This is a genomic window from Sporomusa acidovorans, from assembly GCF_900101845.1.
Lineage (GTDB): Bacteria > Bacillota > Negativicutes > Sporomusales > Sporomusaceae > Sporomusa > Sporomusa acidovorans.
On sequence record NZ_FNAM01000025.1, the window covers coordinates 46,556 to 64,268 of the forward strand.

Here is a 17,713-nt window from a genome sequence, read left to right on the forward strand (position 1 = left end):
TTGGCTGCCTTACAGGAGACTAATGTAAACGCATATAAAAGTTAGCAAGGAAGGCCAGACTGACAAGCCACATTACCAGACTGACTTCTTTGGCTCTGCCGGATAGAACTTTAACAAAGGTATAGCTTACAAAACCAAACGCAAACCCATTGGCAATACTATAAGTTAAAGGCATCATAATAATCGTCATAAATGCAGGAAACCCATCGGTAAAATCACTAAAATCCACATGCACGATTTCCGCCATCATCAGTGCCCCCACCAGGATTAACGCCGGTGCCGTAGCAAAGCCGGGCACCAGACCGATAAGCGGCGCAAAAAACAGGGAAACAATAAATAAGGCGGCAATTGTCAGAGCAGTCAGACCGGTTTTACCGCCTTCCGCAATACCGGCGGCACTTTCCACATACGAAGTGACCGTAGACGTGCCAAATACGGCGCTGGCCAGCGTTCCAACCGCATCAGTGGTTAACGCTTTATCGAGATTTTCAATTTCACCCTTGTCATCCATTAATTTAGCCTTGCGTGTTAACCCGATCAATGTTCCCATATTGTCAAACAGTTCAACAATGGTAAACGTAAAAATAATGGAGAATATGCCAAACTGCCAGGCACCAGCCAGGTCTAACTGCATAAAAGTAGGCGTTATGTCAGGCAGTTTAAAACTGATAATATCATCAATTCCTTTAGGTGTCGGTACCGCCCCAAAGATCATTCCCAGGACAGTTGTGGTAATAATCCCGATAAGAATAGAGCCTTTGACGTTTCTGGCCATGAAAACAGCGGTAATAATGAGCCCCGCGCAGGCCAGCAGCGGTTCGGCAGTGATCAAATGCCCCAGCGTTACAAAGGTAGCTTTATCCGCGATAATGATGCCGGCATTTTTCAAACCGATAAAAGCGATAAACAAACCAATGCCTACGCCAATTGCACATTTTAGATTCATGGGAACCGACTTGATGATCGCTTGGCGAATACCGCCAAGGGTTAGAATTAAGAATAAGATACCGGAGCAGAACACTGCGCCCAAAGCGACCTGCCAGGATAAGTGCAGCACACCTACCACATAGTAGGCAAAAAATGCATTCAGCCCCATGCCGGGTGCTACGGCTATGGGAAAGTTAGCCCATACGGCCATTAGGGTTGTGGCCAAAGCAGTGGCCCAGATTGTCGACGCAATGGCCGCCTCCTTGGGGATTCCCGCATCTGCCAGAATATTAGGGTTTACAAAGATGATATAGGCTAAGGCCACGAAAGTAGTTAAACCTGCCAACAGCTCTGTCTTGACATCAGTTTCCTTTTGAGTAAGTTTAAACAGCCTGTCAAGTAACCCTTGATTCATTCTTATCCCTCCTAGAATTTTTATTGGAAATCCATCTTACTGATGGCATTTTCCCCAGCAACTCCCTTTCGGTTTATCTTTCGTAACTTCGTTCCGTTTTTTTCTTAATATTGTGCAAATCCTATGCCAAATTTTCTAAAAATACACAAAATAATAAGTTTATTATGATAATAGACCGTACATCTGCTTATATCACTTATCTGGCGCACTTACAAACTTTATTTCATTCCCAAATTATTTGCTTTTTAACGATAATTACGGATTTGACTTCCTATCAAATTGATAATTTATATCATTTTGATAGAAAAGTGAATTTCAATCATGCTATCCAACAATAATTGTTCTTTTCGACCTTTTAAAGTTCTTACGAAATGCTGCTATTCTATCAAATTGATAAAGAAACTATTTGTATAGCTTTTCTGCTAAAGGCAGTCAATTCGCATGTTATTGTTTATTCTTTTTTATTGCCTGTAGCACATTAATTCTATATTATCGCAAAATTCGTACCAAATTCAGTCTAGACAACACAACCGTTCCTGTAAAGTCTCGTCTTTTGAACAGTCAGGTTGTTTTCCCCATTCAATAAATATCCCCCAGCCTAGCCGGGGGGTCTTGAACAGGCGTAGCCCTTTATTACTCCTGAATGTTATGCATAAGCGGAGGTTAAGCGCCAGCGGCGGAGCGTTGTATGACGGCTGCCCGCGCCGGGCCTTGTACCCGACACCCTTTGTTTTATAAGGTTTCAGCACCGCGCAAAACTTATAATTTCTATTGTATGATATAGTGAAAAAAAAGACCTCCCGAACCAGCAGAGCTCGGAAGGTCTTCATTGACCATAAATCCTAAATTTGTCTTATTTTAACATGGAAATTCCACTTTTTCAAGAGCAAATTTGAAAATTCACGAATACAGAACCCTCATCCCCGGTATTTCCAACCTATCTTACACCATAATCATCCTCCATACGCGGGACCATGGATAATTCAGTTCCGGCCATTTTTCGGGCAAGCAGGTAAAACCAAAAAATAATCTATTCATCCATTTCTTTTAATTCCAGGCAACGTCAAATTCCGTTAGTTTCAAGAAAATCGCGCAGCAAATTCATACACACTGTTTTTCTGTATTCTGCCGAAACTCTGCCTTTGATAGGAACAATCGCCTTGTCATAGGCTGCCAGATACTCGGCCTTAACCGCTTTGGCCTCAGCAATCGTTTTACCAATCAGCAGGGCATCAATTTCTGCCCGGCTGATCACAATGTCACTGACGGCGCCAAAGGCAGTCCGGCAATTCATAATCTTTCCTGCCGCCACGTCAAGAATAGCACCGAAAGACACGCGGGAAATGGCTAAGGCACCTCTGGCCCCTACTTTCTTATAATAGTAATTGCTAAGGCCGTTTTTATTTATAAGAATCTCGGCAAGCAGTTCACCCGCCTGCAAGGCTGTTTTCTTCCGTCCCAGATAAAAATCTGCAATCGGTATGACCCGTTCACCATGGCTGCTGACTAAACGCAGTTTAGCCCCTGTAACAAAAAACACCATCGCACTGTCCGCCTTGGGCGAACCGTTGCAAATATTACCGCCAACAGTCCCGAGGTTGCGGATAGCCGGCGCAGCAATCTGTGACACCGCTTCTTTAATAATAGCAGGCGTCAGCTCGCTTTCCAGCACTTCGGTGAACGTACAGGCCGCACCAATGCGAATATACGCCTCATCTTCTACAATCTGTTTTATTTCGGGAATTTTACTAAGAAATAAATAGGTGGCGTCTTCCTTTGCCTCAATCATTAGATCGGTTCCGCCGCCATAAGGAATTACCGCAGGATCCTTTGCCAGGATAGTTAATGCTGCTTGCAGCGATTTAGCCTGATAACCATTTACCATAAACCTTTTCCCTCCTTTGCAGCAATACCAATCGCTTTAACGATAGCAGTATAGCCGGTACAGCGGCAAAGATTGCCGGAAATGCCTGTACGAATCTCGTCTTCAGAAGGATTCGGATTTTTAGCAAGAATACATTCGGATGCAAGTATCATACCCGGAATACAGAAACCGCACTGTACAGCACTGACAGAAGCGTAAGCTTCTTCCAGCACGGCAAAACGCTTTGTTTCCCGGTAACCCTCCAAGGTCATAACATGACTGCCGGCAACATGCCCCATAGCCACCATACAGGAGTTAGCCAGCCGGCCGTCAAGAATAACCGAACAGGCGCCGCATTCGCCTTCTTTACAGCCGCACTTTACACTGGTAAGTCTAAACTCACTGCGCAGAACATCCAGCAGCCGCTCGTTTGCTTTCGCTGCTGATGCAACCTCCTGCCCGTTCAGAATAAACTTTATCATCACGCGTTCTCCTCCTGTAAAATTTTCATTGCTTCCTCTGTTGTAAAGGGCAGTTTATTGACAATGGTATCAAGGGCATTTTCTATTGCCGCCACATAAGCGGGCGCTCCGCCGACAGCCGGCAGTTCGCCTGCCCCTTTAGCGCCATAAGGGCCGTCTTTATAGGGATTGTCGATGATTTCCGTTACTAGATTCGGTACATCAACCGCTGTCGGAATGATATAATCGCTGAATTTATTATTGCGGATCATACCTTTATCATTATAATTCATTTGCTCCATCGAAGCGGCGCCAATTCCTTGCAGGAAACCGCCCTGCATCTGTCCCTGGATAATATTCATATCAATAGCAACACCTACGTCATAAATCCCCCATGCACCCAGAACCTTCGTGGTGGCTGTAAGTGTGTCCACTTCTATTTCAACGGCATTAATCGCCCAGGAATAGGTCGGGTAAGCATCCCCCTTAAATTTTTGAATATCAAACGGAATAATAAAATCAGGTTCGACGAAACGTTCTTCGACAATTTGTTCTTCGCCGGGTTTCCACTCTTTTTTAAGTCTCTCGGAAGCACGCCGGAGTAATTCGCCCACCACCATCAACGAGCGGCTGGCTACTGTCGGACCTGAATCAGGTACCAGATCCGTATCCGGATTGTTAAGGTTTACCCGGTCATAATCTATGCCCAGAGTATCCGCTACGATCTTACAGAAAGTCGTTTTTAAACCCTGCCCCATATCGGTATTGCTGGCGAGAATTTCCACAGTATCATCAGCGTTTTTTCTTATTTTTGTAACCGCTTTAATGATGTCGCGTTCACCGCTGCCGGTAAAACCACAACCATGGAAAAACAGGGACATGCCAATTCCTTTACGGAAACGTCCGGTTTGCTGTTCATAGCGCTTGCGTTTTTCCCGGTAATCGCAAAGCTCGTCAATGCGTTTAATCATCTCCGGCAAAGGTACGTGGAAATGATATTTACCGCTGGTGGAAGTAGCATCCCCCTGTTTAACAAGATGCTTTTCCTTAAATTCAAGTGCGTCTACACCCATTTCTTTAGCGATATGATTCATCATCATTTCAATGGCAAAGAAAGTTTGCGGCGCACCAAAGCCACGGTAAGCACCGTTTGGTACCGTATTGGTCTTTACCGCCCGTCCGGCAACTCGCAGGTTATCTACGCGATATACACCGTTTGCACCGATCATGCCACGTTGTAAAACAACCAGCGAAAGCGTGGTGTAGGCACCGCTATTGTAGATGATATCAATATCCATACCGGTAATTTCACCGTTTTTTACGGCTACTTTATACGTACAAACAGATGGATGACGTTTCGAAGTAAACTCCATATCTTCCTGACGTCCGAATACAACTTTAACCGGTTTATTTGCTTTTTTGGCCGCTACCGCCGTCTGGCAGGCAAGAATAGAGGGAAATGCCTCCTTGCCGCCAAAGCCGCCGCCGGTAACATCCTGCACAACCTGAATATTCTTTGCATCATAACCTAATGCTTTGGTCAGAGCACCATGTACATAATAGGGACACTGCATCGATCCGCGTACCGTCATGCGCTCCTTATGCGGATAAGCGACCATTCCTTGGGTTTCGAGATAAGCCTGCTCCTGGTGCCCGGTCTCAAAGGTTTCAATAAAAACCCGGTCTGCTTCCGCCAGCGCCTTATCGATATCACCTTTTTCGTATTTGATATCAAAAAAAGCTGTGTCCGCTTTACGCATGTCAAGAATCGGCACTTGTTCTTCGTATACTACAACAATTTCCTGCAAAATTCTCTCTACTGCTTTTAGCTCCGGACCAACAACCATGAGAATCGGCTCGCCAACATATTCCACGGTATCCTCAGCAAAGACAGGCGTATCGGCAAGTACAATCTGCACGCGGTTCTCACCGGTTACGTCGTTCTTATCAACAACAAAATACCCTTCAGGCAAGTCCGGGAGGATAATGTTGCTGATGCGTGCTTTTGCTTTCGTAGAATGCAGCAGCCTGCCGTAAAGCATTCCGTCTATCACAACATCATCCACATAAAGAGCACGCCCGCTTACCTTCGCTGTATGATCCTTTTTTCTTATTGATTTACTGATCTTTTCCATGCTGCGCCTCCTGTATATAAAATTCCAGGCTATCTGATTTCAGTCTTAAGCAACGTAACAAATCATAAGAAAAGACTTGGCTTGTGCCAAGTCCCTCAGGACGCCGGCAGAAGCCTTAGTCGTTCTATCCAGGGAAAGTTATACTTTCCATCTGGAAAATAAAATAACCGCCAATTTTATAAATAAACCTAACAATTATTGTTAGAATTATTATAAAATGGAGGTTATTTTTCATCAAATTCTTTCTCAAAAGAACTTGCTTGCTATAAAATTCGGATTTTTACAATAATAGTAACCGATTAAACTCATCCCGCGCATACTGGCGGACATTCTCTTCAAACTGCTGAAATTTTTCTAAAAAGGCGGCACCCTCTTCTGTCAAATAAGTTTTGCCACCCCTGCTGCCGCCATGCTTTCTTTCCACAACGGCATACCCCAGTTCTTTTTCTAGCTGGTTGAGCATATTCCAGGCTTTGCTGTAAGACAACGCAATATGCTTGCAGGCACTGCTTACCGAATGAGTATCTTGAATCAGCAGCAACAATAGTTTCGTTCTTGAATTGAAAAATAAGGATTCTTTTTCAATACTAATCCTGACAAAAGGATGCAGAATATGCTGGTTGTGTCTTTTTATCAAATAATCTAACCGGTCAATATCATCAAGATCATGAAGAACACCTTCATCTTCTATGTCCAGCCACTGCCTCTCGATCCCGAGATTTTGAATGGCGCCGCGCATTCCCCCGTTTCCGGTATACGTCAGGATTTTCGGAATCAAATCAGCAGAAAGCAAGAGCGGATGTCCGGATTTTCCGCGATAAGACGGCGAAATCAAGTCTTTGCCGCATTCCATCATTTTTTGTATGGTTTCAGGCGTAAACATCGGAATATTGACCGGATTGAATATGATCTGATCACATTTGCTTTGCAAAAACTGTAATCCAATCTTGGCAGAATCAAACATTTGGGAATTCTCGTATTGTTCGTTCCGCAAAAAAATAACCCCGTAATCCGCCAGCTCATGTTCGATTTCTTCCGCCCTGCAGCCGGTAATAACCACAATCGGCGAAATTCCCACTTGCTGAAAAGTTAAAACTATCCGTTTAACGACTGAGATCGAGCCGATTTTTAATAACGGATTGGATGCCCCTTTTTCCGATAGTTTGCCTGCCGCAACAATTAAACCACCTGTTACCTTTGCTTTCTTTTCCTTCATGTCTACCTCTTACCTTGTCCGGGCACCGTTACAATGACACGCTCATGTTTATTTGAGCGTTAACGGAGCTCCGTAATATTTATAAAATTAATTCCTGTAAACTGTTCAATATCCTGCCAATTTATCTGCAAGTCTTGCAGTATTTTCCTCATTTATATTTATTTTTCTTCTTGTTGCCGGCAGCGCCTATACACAAAACGCGACCGAGTCAGTTTCTCCTGATTCAGCCGCGTCTTTTCAAACTCTAAAATAAAGAATATATTGTGATTAAACGTATCTTTTATGGCAGTTTATCCATTTTATCCCACAGACTCTGGGCAGCCTTGCGCGCTTTTTCATAAATCGGTTTTACATCAAACGTGAACTGGCGGTCTGCCAACACAATATTGCCATTAATAATCACATCACTTACATCACGAGCTCCCATACCAAAGACAAAATGACCGCCGATATTGTCTGACACAAGTGGCGTGGGAGACTGATAGTCAAGTACTGTCAAATCGGCTTTATAGCCGGCAGCTACCCGGCCGAAGTCGGCGGCAAAGTATCGTCTTAATAGTTCATTGCCGTTGTGCAGGAATTTCAGATAACTGTCAGGCCACATGGGTCCCCCGGCATCCTTATGTTTAAAATAGGCAAATTTCATTTCTTCCCACATGTCACTGCCAATGCCGTCAGTGCCAAGCACCAGGTTCTTGAACAACGATAATTTACTATTGTAGCCCACGGCGTTATTCATATTGGAACGGGCGTTATGCGCCAGAAAAGCATCCTTGTCATTAATAATCTCAATTTCCCGTTCAGATAAACACACACCATGCACTAAGAGAGCCTTGTCATTGATTAGACCGGCCTCATTCAGGCGTACGATAATGTCTTTGCCGTATACATGATGACTATGTGATACATCATACCGGTCCTCAGCTACATGAATGTGCATACCGCGGCCGGTTTCATATACCGCATCAGCCATAAGTTTGAGGGCAGCGTCAGGCAAGGTAACCGGTGCATGACCGCCAATCATAGCTTCTACCAGATGATTTTCGCCTTTTGCCTGTTTATCATTTTCGCACAGTCTGGCAAAATCGATATTTTCCTGAATGCCGGCTTCAACTTCGCTCATGCCGTGGTTACGGTCAGTAGTCTCATAGCAGGTAATACCACGCAGACCGGTTTGCTCAAAAGCTTGCTTAAGCGTTTTTAGCGAGCCTTTAATAAATGCCGGCGACGCGTGATGGTCAATTACCGCGGTTGTCCCGCAGCGGATAGCTTCCAGGGAACACACCAGGCCGCTATAATACAGGCTTTCCTCATCAAGCGCCAAATCCAGCCGCCACCAGAGGTTCTTAAGTATGGAAATAAAATCCGGGCTGGGAGCGATATTGGCCATGATACCCCGTGATAGACCGGAGTAAAAATGGTTGTGGCCGCAAACAATTCCCGAGATAACGACTTTTCCGTTAAGATCAATGGTGCGCTCGGCCTGGTAATTCGCAGCAATTCCTGGACCGACGGCAGCAATTTTGCTGCCGTCAATCACGATATCGACCCCGGAAATTACCGCTGCCGGCTGAAATTCAACAATCGTGGCGTTTTTTAATACTAACACAACGGTCCCTCCTTACTCCTCTACGCGGCCAAACAGGACAGGCCGGTTCGTGTATAAGCAATTAAACACCCGGGCCATTTGGTCAAAAGCATCGTTTCCTGTTGCCGCAAGCCGTCCGTTTGCCAGATCATGGGCAAAAACTTTGCCATTCGTACGAACCAGCACGGTATTGCCGTCTACAAAAAAGCCATTATTTTGGCTATGCTCAAAATCATCGCGGCGGCTAAATACGGTGACTTTATCGGTAAACGGCCGTCCTTCCCAGGGACAGAAATTGGCGCAGTTGCCGCATTCGTTGCAAAAAGCATCCAGGTGGATAATCTGATTATAGTTGACAAAGCCCTGATTAATGTGTACGGCTAAGTTAGCGCGGTTAGGGCAAACCTCTATACATTTATTGCAAACATAGTTACATTCTAAACAGCGTCCGGCCTCTCGCCCGCCGGTAGCGGCCTCAACTTTAGCAACACCTTCGCCAGTCAGCTTGGAAGCCATTGTCAGGCCAAATTTCTTGCCAAGGATTTCTTCCGCCTGCTTACTTGCCGCTTTCCCTGTCTTAGCGGCAGTAACTTCGAACCCGGGCAGTTCCTGTTGGCAAATGGCGTCAGCCGCCCTGCGCCCATCGGCAATACATTTTACAATTGAGGAAGCTCCCTGACGGGCATCTCCGGCTAAATATACGTTATCCAGATTGGTCGCCTGCTCACCTTGTGTTGTAATCCCCAGTTTGGCAAGCAGACCGGTATTGATCTCTTCGCCAATTGCAATGATAATCGTGTCGGCTGCAAAGGTCTGAACCTGACCGGTAGGTTCCGGTCTGCGGCGACCACTGGCATCCGGTTGGCCTAACCGCATAACCTGACAGACAAGGTTGCCCTGATTATCGATTTTTTCCGGGCTAACCAGGAAATTAAACCCGACCCGCTCGGCAACAGCCAGCTTGTATTCAGCCTGATCGGCAGGCATTTCATTGATCGAACGGCGATACACAACAGCGCTTGTTTCCACACCTTTTACCCGGAGGGCTGTACGGCTGACATCCATAGCCGTATTACCGGCACCAATGGTTACAACTGTTTTACCTAAGTTGAGAGCGGACGCGTCTTTGTTAAATTGCTCCAGAAACTTAAGTGCCGGCATGATTTGCGGCTTCCCGCCTGCAGCTTTAAGCTCAAACGGTTTTTCAGCACCTGCGCCTACAGCAACAATTACGTATTTATATCCTTGTTTTTTTAGCTCTGCCGGGGTAAGTTCCGGGCTGGAATTAAAAACAAATTCCACGCCATGCTCTTTAATAAAATTGATATCGCTGTCAATGGTTTCACGGCTAATACGAAAATGAGGGATCACATACCGTACCGTGCCGCCGGCGCTTTCCCGGGTCTCGAACACGGTTACGCTAAATCCCTGCCGGGCTAGGAAGTATGCGGCAGCAAGTCCGGCCGGGCCTGCCCCCATAACCGCTACCTTGATGCCGTTTTTATTTTGGGGTAAACAATAGTTTTTACTGAATTCGTCCCAGCCTTGTTCAACAGCCAGGCGCTTAACTTCCCGGATCTGTACACAGCCTTCATAGTCTAAGCGGGTGCAATGATACTGACAGGCATGGTCGCAGATTGTGCCGGTAATGCCGGGCAAAGCATTTTTCTCATAGATAAGCGCCAAAGCTGCCGCATAGCGTTTCTGGCCCACCAGCCGGATATATTCAGGAATATCCTGGTGAATCGGGCAAGCTGTTTTACACGGTGCCGCCGCACAATCAAACAAGGGCAGCGGAGCTTTGACGGCGGCTTTGGCATAGCCGCGGAAATCCTTTTGCGAATAATCGGCGGTCAGGGCTTTCTTCGCCAGCGTTTGCAGTTTGACAACATCAATTTTGTCACATTCCCAGCCGTCAGCTGTTTCAAGTTTAGCCGCAATTGCCGCCATGCGGGCATAGCCGCCAGGTTTTAAGAGCTCGGTTGCCATAGTAACAGGCTTAATGCCTGTAGCAAAAACGTCTAAAACATTATGCCCGGTAATGCCGCCGGAGAAGGAAATCGGCATTTGGCCGTCAAATTCCGCCGAAATCTTAGCAGCCAAGTTAATTGACAAGGGGAATAAAGCCCGGCCCGACATATACATTTCATCACCAGGCAGCTTTCTTTTAAAGTTAACTGACCCCAGTGTATTTGTCAGCTTAACGCCAAAAAAGCGTCCCTGCCCGTCAGCCAGCTTTTTTAACCTTGTCAGCATCGGAATAGCATCTGCATATTGCAAGTCATGGTCAAACGCTTCTTCCGACAATTGCACGTAATGAAAGCCGGTACTGTCAAGAATCGAACGTACACCCTGGTAAGTCAGCAACGTCGGATTCAGCTTGACATACAGGTTCATTTTCTTTTCTGTCAGGAGATATACGCAAATTCTTTCAATTTCGGCAGGCGGGCAGCCATGCATGGTGGACAACGTCATTGACTGGCAAATATTGCCCGAGATTCGCCTGGATAAACCTGTAAGCATGGGCAGCCGCGCTTCTAAGCCGGTGCCTTTTAGAAAGCTGCCGTCAGCAATGAGTTCTTCCACTTCGTTCAGGCAGCGTTTAAAGTAAGGATGCTGCGTGGCGTCCATCATATTGTTCAGATAGGCATCCATGCGTGGCGAACTGATTCCTTCCAGGTTGTAACCGGCACTCATATTGAAGATAAAAGACCGTTTACCGCTTTTGCTAAGCCCCAGCGTTTCTTCTACAACATGCAGCAATACCCAGGCTTTGCTATATTCTTCGTAGGCTTTTTCTACCGAATATTCGCTTGACCATTCGGTGTTGAAGCCTTCATCATCCGCATCGATGCACGGTTTGGCAACAGGCGGCTCATGCTCCTGCACGGTCTTAAGTTCAATAAAGCGGGCCCCCGCTAGGTAGGAAACAAGAATGTTCTGGGCTAATTGGGTATGGGGGCCGGCAGCCGGACCTACGGCTGTCTCAATAGTTTCGCCAAACAGCGAAAAAGTTTGGTCACTTTGTTTATGAAAAAAGTGGCTTGCCAGATAGCCAAAAATGGCATGATCGGCTGCGTACTCTTCAAAAACCCGCGCAATAAGCTCACGCAGGGGAACAGGTCTCATCAAATCGCCCATTTATTTATTCCTCCTAGTCATTTGGTTTTATTTCCTAAAAACAGTTATTTTTTTCGGCTGTAGGGCGTTGCCGATAGTGGTAACTCGGTTCGTACTTTGCCGTCTTTTCTCATATAGGCGCCGGCAACAGCCGGCGCGATCGGAATGGCCGTTATTTCGCCCACACCCTTAGCTCCATAAGCCAGTTCTGCCTGATTTTTACCTACAATGATGCTTTCAATTTCCGGTACATTGCCGGCCCGGAAAAGTCCCAATGTTCCGAATTTAACTTGCGGTATGCCGTCTTTTAAGGGGAAATCTTCAGTCAGAGCATATCCTAAGCCCATTACAATACCGCCTTCAATCTGTCCTTCAACCCCTGTCGGGTTTATCGCTTTACCGACATCATGGGCTGCCACTACTTTGACCAGTTTGCCGGCTTCGTCAAGAATAACTACATGAGTGGCGTAACCATAGGCAACATGGCTGACCGGATTGGGTTTATCAGAACCCATGGGATCGGTGACTCCTGAATATTCACCATAAAATTCCCGGCCTTCCAGTTCGTCCAGCGAAGCTGTTGCCAGTTCCTCCCGCAGCTTAAGCGCCGCCCGGCGGGTAGCCTCGCCGGTAAATACCGTCTGCCGGGATGCTGTGGTGGTACCGGAGTCGGGAGTAAGATCGGTATCGGGTTCAACTGCGGCGATCTGCGATGAGGCAATTCCCGTCGTTTCCGATAAAATTTGAATCATAACGGTAACTAATCCCTGGCCGATGCAGGCAGCTCCTGTATAAATAACGGCTTTGCCATTTTCAATTTTAATTTTTACCCGGCCAATGTCGGGCAGCCCAACGCCAATGCCGGCATTTTTCATCGCACAGGCCAGACCGGCATACGGACTTGCTTCAAAAACCTTTCTGACGGCCAACAGGGTTTCTTTTAGAGCCGTGCCTTGGTCGGCAATTTGGCCGTTAGGCAATATTTTATCCGGTTCAATGGCATTGCGCCAGCGCATCTCCCACTGAGAAATGCCGACTTTAGCTGCCATTATGTTAATATTATTTTCCATAGCAAAGCAGGACTGCGTCACCCCAAAGCCCCGGAAAGCCCCGGCCGGTGGATTATTGGTATACACTCCCAAACCAACGATATCCACATTGGGAATTTGATAAGGTCCGGCAGCATGCGTACAGGCCCGCTGCAATACCGGGCCGCCCAGTGAGGCATAAGCGCCGGTGTCGGCAGTAATTTCCGCTTTCATAGCAGTAATAATGCCATTTTCGTCACAGGCGGTTGTAAAATTCATTTCCATTGCATGCCGCTTGGGATGAACCTTGATGCTCTCCTGGCGGGACAGCGTATTCTTTACCGGTTTTTTTGTATGCCAGGCCAGCAAAGCGGCATGATGCTGTACTGTAAGATCTTCCTTGCCGCCAAAACCGCCGCCTACCATTTTACTGACAACCCGCACGTCCTTTTCCTTTACGCCAAGCAGTGAGACTATACCGTGGTAATCGTCATAGACATTCTGACTGCTGATGTATACTGTCAGCGTACCGTCAGGCTGTGGGACAGCCAAAGCACTCTCCGGTTCCAGGAAAGCATGCTCTGTAAAGGGCGTCTTATAACAGTGGGTTACAACCTGTTTGGCTTTGGCAATCGCTTTTTCGACATTGCCACGTTTGAGAACTGTTCTCGCCAATATATTCCCTTGGGGATGGAGCCGGGGCGCATCTTCCGCCAGCGCCTGACGAGGCGAAGTCAGCGGCGTTAATTCTTCATAATCTACCTTTATCAATCTAACAGCCTCTTGCGCTATTTGTTTGCTTGTGGCAGCGACAGCGGCCAAGGCATCGCCGATATAACGGGTTTCCTCCCCTTCAGCAATAAAAGCCGGCCAGTCGGGAATTATATGCCCCTGATGACGCCGCCCGGGAATATCCTTGGCAGTAATTACGGCTTCAACACCCGGCAATGCCAGTGCCGCCGCAGTATCAATCTTTTTAATGAGGGCCCGGGCAGTGGGCGCCCGTAAGATGGCGGCGTGCAGCATCCCCTCAACATACATATCATCAACATATTCGGCAGTGCCTAAGGTCTTAGCTTTGGCATCAACCCGCGGCATTCTGTCGCCGACTTTATACGTAAGACCTGCCGGCGGCGTAAAGCCTTCGCGCAGAGCTTTGGCAGCCATTAACACCGCTTTTTCAATTTTTACATAGCCGGTACAGCGGCATACATTACCGTGTAATGCCTTTTTTACCTGGTCGGAGGCAGGCTCAGGAGTTGTATCAATCAGCCCCTTGGCGCTAATAACCATGCCGGGAATGCAAAAACCGCACTGTACGGCGCCCGCTGTCGCAAACGCCCAGCTATAAATGTTCTTCTCCTGCTCGGACAAACCTTCCACAGTTAGTAACTTTTTGCCGTTGACTTTGGCGGTTGTCAGCAGGCAGGCCCGCGTTGCTTTTCCGTCCAGAAGCACCATACAGGCGCCGCAGGCACCCTCGGCGCAACCGTTTTTTACCGAGGTTAGCCGGGCATAATCCCGCAGGTACTCCAGTAAGTTTATTTCCTTATCACAAACAGTCGGTTGTCCGTTCAGTATAAAACTGTACATTCTTATCCCTCCTATTATAGGAAAGGGTTTATGATGCAGAAATACTCCCGGAAGGAATATCTCTGTTTTTTTATTTAAAAATATGTGTTCCTGTTTTTCCGGCTATAGCCTCTTTCAACGACTCCGGATTGGTAATAATGGCTTTGCGGCCGCCATTTTCTAAAAAGCGGATTACAGCTTCTATCTTAGGCAGCATACTGCCCGGCGCAAAGTGATTTTGCTGTACATATTCCTTTAGCTCAGCGAGCGTAACTTGATCTAATGCCTGTTCGTCAGGTTTGCCGTAATTTAAATAGACTTTCGGCACACCGGTGGAAATTATTAATTCATCGGCCTGTATTTCCGCTGCCAGCAAACTGGAGGCAAAGTCCTTATCAATAACAGCATCAACACCTTTAAAACTGCCGTCTTGCTGACGGATGACCGGAATGCCGCCGCCTCCTACAGCAATCATACAATAACCTTCCCGGACTAACTTATGAATGACATTTTTTTCGACAATTTCCCGGGGACGCGGTGAAGCTACTACCCGGCGATACCCCCGTCCGGAATCGTTCACCATGACCCAGTCCGGATGAGCACTTTGGATCTTTGCTGCTTGTTCCTGTGTATAAAAAGATCCTATTGGCTTAGTTGGTTTGGCGAAAGCCGGGTCGTCGGCAGCTACCACCACCTGGGTAACCAACGCTACGGCCGTTTTATCCAAACCTCTTTTTTTAAATTCATTATCCATAGCCTGCTGAATCTGGTAACCAAGCGCCCCTTGCGTATCAGCCCCGCAGGCCACCAACGGCACACTATGCATCCCTGCCGCTTCGCTGGCAATCTCTGAGCGTCTAAGAATAAACCCTACCTGAGGCCCGTTACCATGAGTGATAACGACATCATACTCCTGTTCAATCATCCCAACAATGTGTTTTGCGGTCTCACAGACAGCATCGTACTGGTCTTCCACCGTCTGTCGACTGTTATCTCTAATTAAAGAGTTTCCTCCAATGGCGATAACAGCTAGCCTAGACATGCTTATCTGCCACCCATTAATAAGGTCATGACCGCTTTAGCCGTATGCAGCCGGTTTTCGGCTTCGTCATATACGATAGAGTGCGATCCGTCGATGACAGAGTCTTCCACTTCGTTATTGCGGTCAGCAGGCAACGCATGCATATATAGTACGTTTTTATCAGCGGTTGCCATCTTGGCTTCCGTGCATTTCCAGGATTTATGGGCTTTCAGTTTGTCGTCAACTACAGCCACGGCACCAGAAGCAGCAACACCGGTCTGGTCGGTTACCCAGTTGCCCCAGTTTTTCGGAATAACGATCTGGGCGCCTTCATAAGCCTCGGCTTCATTGTCGGTAACGGTTACGCTGCCGCCGTATTTTTCCGCGTTGGCTTTGGCCTGGGCAATAACCCAGTCAGGCAATTCCCAGCCTTTGGGATGAGCCAGCACAACATCCATGCCATAGCGAGGGAAAAGCAGCACTTGAGAGACCGGTACAGATATCGGTTTTTTATGGCTTTCGGCATAAGCCCAAATAATGGATACTTTTACCTGTTTCAAATCACCAATTTTTTCTTTCATGGTCATCAGGTCAGCCAGCGCCTGGAACGGATGATACAGGTCGCATTGCAAATTCATGATCGGTTTGGTTGACCATTTAGCCATTTCGGTTAAGTATTTGTTGCCATATCCCCAGTTACAGTAGCGGCAGGCAATGGCATGACCGAAACGCGACAGAATGATGGCCGTGTCTTTGGCACTTTCGCCATGCGCAATCTGCATGCTGCTGGAATCCAGGAAGCCGGCATGGCCGCCCAATTGAGCAAACCCGGCTTCCATTGAGTTTCTGGTACGGGTGGACTGTTCAAAAAACATCAGAAACATCGATTGGTGCAGCAAATAGGGGGTCGGAACACCCATGGCAAATTTTTTCTTTAAATCAAAAGCGACTTCCAGCATTGTATCTACTTCTTCTTTGGTGAAATCTTCCAGATTGATAAAATGTCTTCCTCTAAAAACTGATTGCATTGCAAATTCCTCCTAAAATTTAACTATTTATTATCTATAGAGTATCCAATAAAGATTTACAGGCAGGGTGTTAGTAAGTTACTAAACCAGGTTTTTGGTTCGATCAGTCATTTTTCCCGCATATTCTTTGGCATAAATCATCGGAATAGCCGCATACATGGCTGCACAATTTACCAATTCCTTTTTCCAGGTCCGTTCGTTGGGAGCATGGGCCTGGTCTTCATGTCCGGGGCCAAAACCGATGCAAGGAATACCAAAGCGGCCCATAATAGAAACACCGTTTGTTGAGAAGGTCCATTTATCAACTTGGGGCGCTTCTTTGAACAAGCCCCGGTAAGCATCGACTAAGGTATGGCATACAGGATGTTCATTTTCAATAAGCCATGTGGGGAAATAACATTCGGTAGGATAAACCAAACCGGTATAAGCAGGCCTTTCATACAGGTACATGGTAACTTCAGCATTCGCTGCTTTTACAGAAGGAAGATTCTTGATTTGCTGAATGGCATAGTCGCCGGTTTCTCCGGCTGTTAACCGTCTGTCAATAGATATCCAGCAACTATCGGCAACAGCACAACGGGAAGGTGAAGTATGGAAAATTTCTGAAACTGTCAAACTGCCTTTTCCCAGAAAGTCATGATCCATTAAGTTTTCGTGAAGGGCTTTTAGGTCACTCAGAATTGGCCCCATTTTATAGATTGCGTTATCACCCCGTTCGGGTGCCGAACCATGGCAGCTCACACCGGTTGTTTTTACCCGGATTTCCATGCGTCCTCTTTGTCCCCGGTAAATTTTGCCGTCTGTCGGTTCCGTGCTTACCACAAACTCAGGACGCAACTTGTCTTCCTGGATAATGTACTGCCAGCACAGCCCGTCACAATCTTCTTCCTGTACAGAACCAACTATAACTAAAGTATAGTCAGCTTCTAAACCAAGCTCTTTAATGATTTTTCCGGCATATACCATGGAAGCCATACCGCCTTCCTGGTCACTGGCACCCCGGCCGACAATAATTTCATCATCCTCATACCCTTTATAAGGGTCATACTTCCAGTTTTCCGGATTACCTACCCCGACTGTGTCGATATGGGCATCCATGGCAATAAGATGTTTACCATGACCGATAAAGCCAAGAATATTGCCCATCGGGTCTATCTCCACCTTATCAAAGCCCACTTTTTCCATTTCTTCTTTAATGCGCAGGACGACTTTTTCTTCCTGGCAGCTTTCACTGGGAATCGCGATCATATCCCGTAGGAATTTAGTGATTTCCGGTTCATACTTTTGGGCAAGCTTCATTATTTTTTCAAATTCCATCTTCAAAAAAGTCCCCTCTCT

At 46.7% G+C, this 17,713-nt stretch carries 11 protein-coding genes; all 11 read right to left on the minus strand.

The genetic code is table 11. The features are described from left to right. Positions 1–19: 19 nt before the first annotated feature. The 11 genes from BLR65_RS16915 to BLR65_RS16970 all read right to left on the minus strand — a co-directional run bounded on the left by BLR65_RS16915 (position 20) and on the right by BLR65_RS16970 (position 17,692). Positions 20–1,342, minus strand: a complete 1,323-nt coding sequence (locus BLR65_RS16915) for an NCS2 family permease (protein WP_093795364.1) — start codon at positions 1,340–1,342, stop codon at positions 20–22. A gap of 1,063 nt (positions 1,343–2,405) precedes the next feature. Then, the gene (locus BLR65_RS16925) at positions 2,406–3,227 is read right to left on the minus strand and encodes an FAD binding domain-containing protein (protein ID WP_093795366.1); all 822 of its coding nucleotides are present in this window, start codon (positions 3,225–3,227) and stop codon (positions 2,406–2,408) included. Further along, the gene (locus BLR65_RS16930; RefSeq protein WP_093795367.1) at positions 3,221–3,688 is read right to left on the minus strand and encodes a (2Fe-2S)-binding protein; all 468 of its coding nucleotides are present in this window, start codon (positions 3,686–3,688) and stop codon (positions 3,221–3,223) included. Before BLR65_RS16930 ends, BLR65_RS16925 begins: the two co-directional genes overlap by 7 nt. Beyond that, positions 3,688–5,802: a xanthine dehydrogenase family protein molybdopterin-binding subunit gene (locus BLR65_RS16935; protein WP_093795368.1), complete on the minus strand. Its 2,115-nt coding sequence runs from the start codon at positions 5,800–5,802 to the stop codon at positions 3,688–3,690. The genes BLR65_RS16930 and BLR65_RS16935 overlap by 1 nt, the downstream gene beginning before the upstream one ends. Positions 5,803–6,082: 280 nt before the next feature. Further along, complete coding sequence (locus BLR65_RS16940) at positions 6,083–7,018, minus strand: NTP transferase domain-containing protein (RefSeq protein WP_093795369.1); 936 nt, start codon at positions 7,016–7,018, stop codon at positions 6,083–6,085. A 280-nt stretch (positions 7,019–7,298) separates the two neighbouring features. Continuing rightward, positions 7,299–8,627: a putative aminohydrolase SsnA gene (ssnA, locus tag BLR65_RS16945; protein ID WP_093795370.1), complete on the minus strand. Its 1,329-nt coding sequence runs from the start codon at positions 8,625–8,627 to the stop codon at positions 7,299–7,301. Between the two features lie 12 nt (positions 8,628–8,639). After that, on the minus strand, positions 8,640–11,747 hold the full coding sequence (ygfK, locus tag BLR65_RS16950; RefSeq protein WP_093795371.1) for a putative selenate reductase subunit YgfK: 3,108 nt from the start codon (positions 11,745–11,747) through the stop codon (positions 8,640–8,642). 44 nt (positions 11,748–11,791) lie between these two features. Further along, positions 11,792–14,347, minus strand: a complete 2,556-nt coding sequence (gene xdh / locus BLR65_RS16955) for a selenium-dependent xanthine dehydrogenase (protein WP_093795372.1) — start codon at positions 14,345–14,347, stop codon at positions 11,792–11,794. 70 nt (positions 14,348–14,417) lie between these two features. Beyond that, on the minus strand, positions 14,418–15,368 hold the full coding sequence (gene arcC / locus BLR65_RS16960) for a carbamate kinase (protein WP_093795373.1): 951 nt from the start codon (positions 15,366–15,368) through the stop codon (positions 14,418–14,420). 2 nt (positions 15,369–15,370) lie between these two features. Then, the gene (locus BLR65_RS16965) at positions 15,371–16,375 is read right to left on the minus strand and encodes an ornithine carbamoyltransferase (RefSeq protein ID WP_093795374.1); all 1,005 of its coding nucleotides are present in this window, start codon (positions 16,373–16,375) and stop codon (positions 15,371–15,373) included. Between the two features lie 81 nt (positions 16,376–16,456). After that, positions 16,457–17,692, minus strand: a complete 1,236-nt coding sequence (locus tag BLR65_RS16970; protein WP_093795375.1) for a YgeY family selenium metabolism-linked hydrolase — start codon at positions 17,690–17,692, stop codon at positions 16,457–16,459. Positions 17,693–17,713 lie beyond the last annotated feature (21 nt).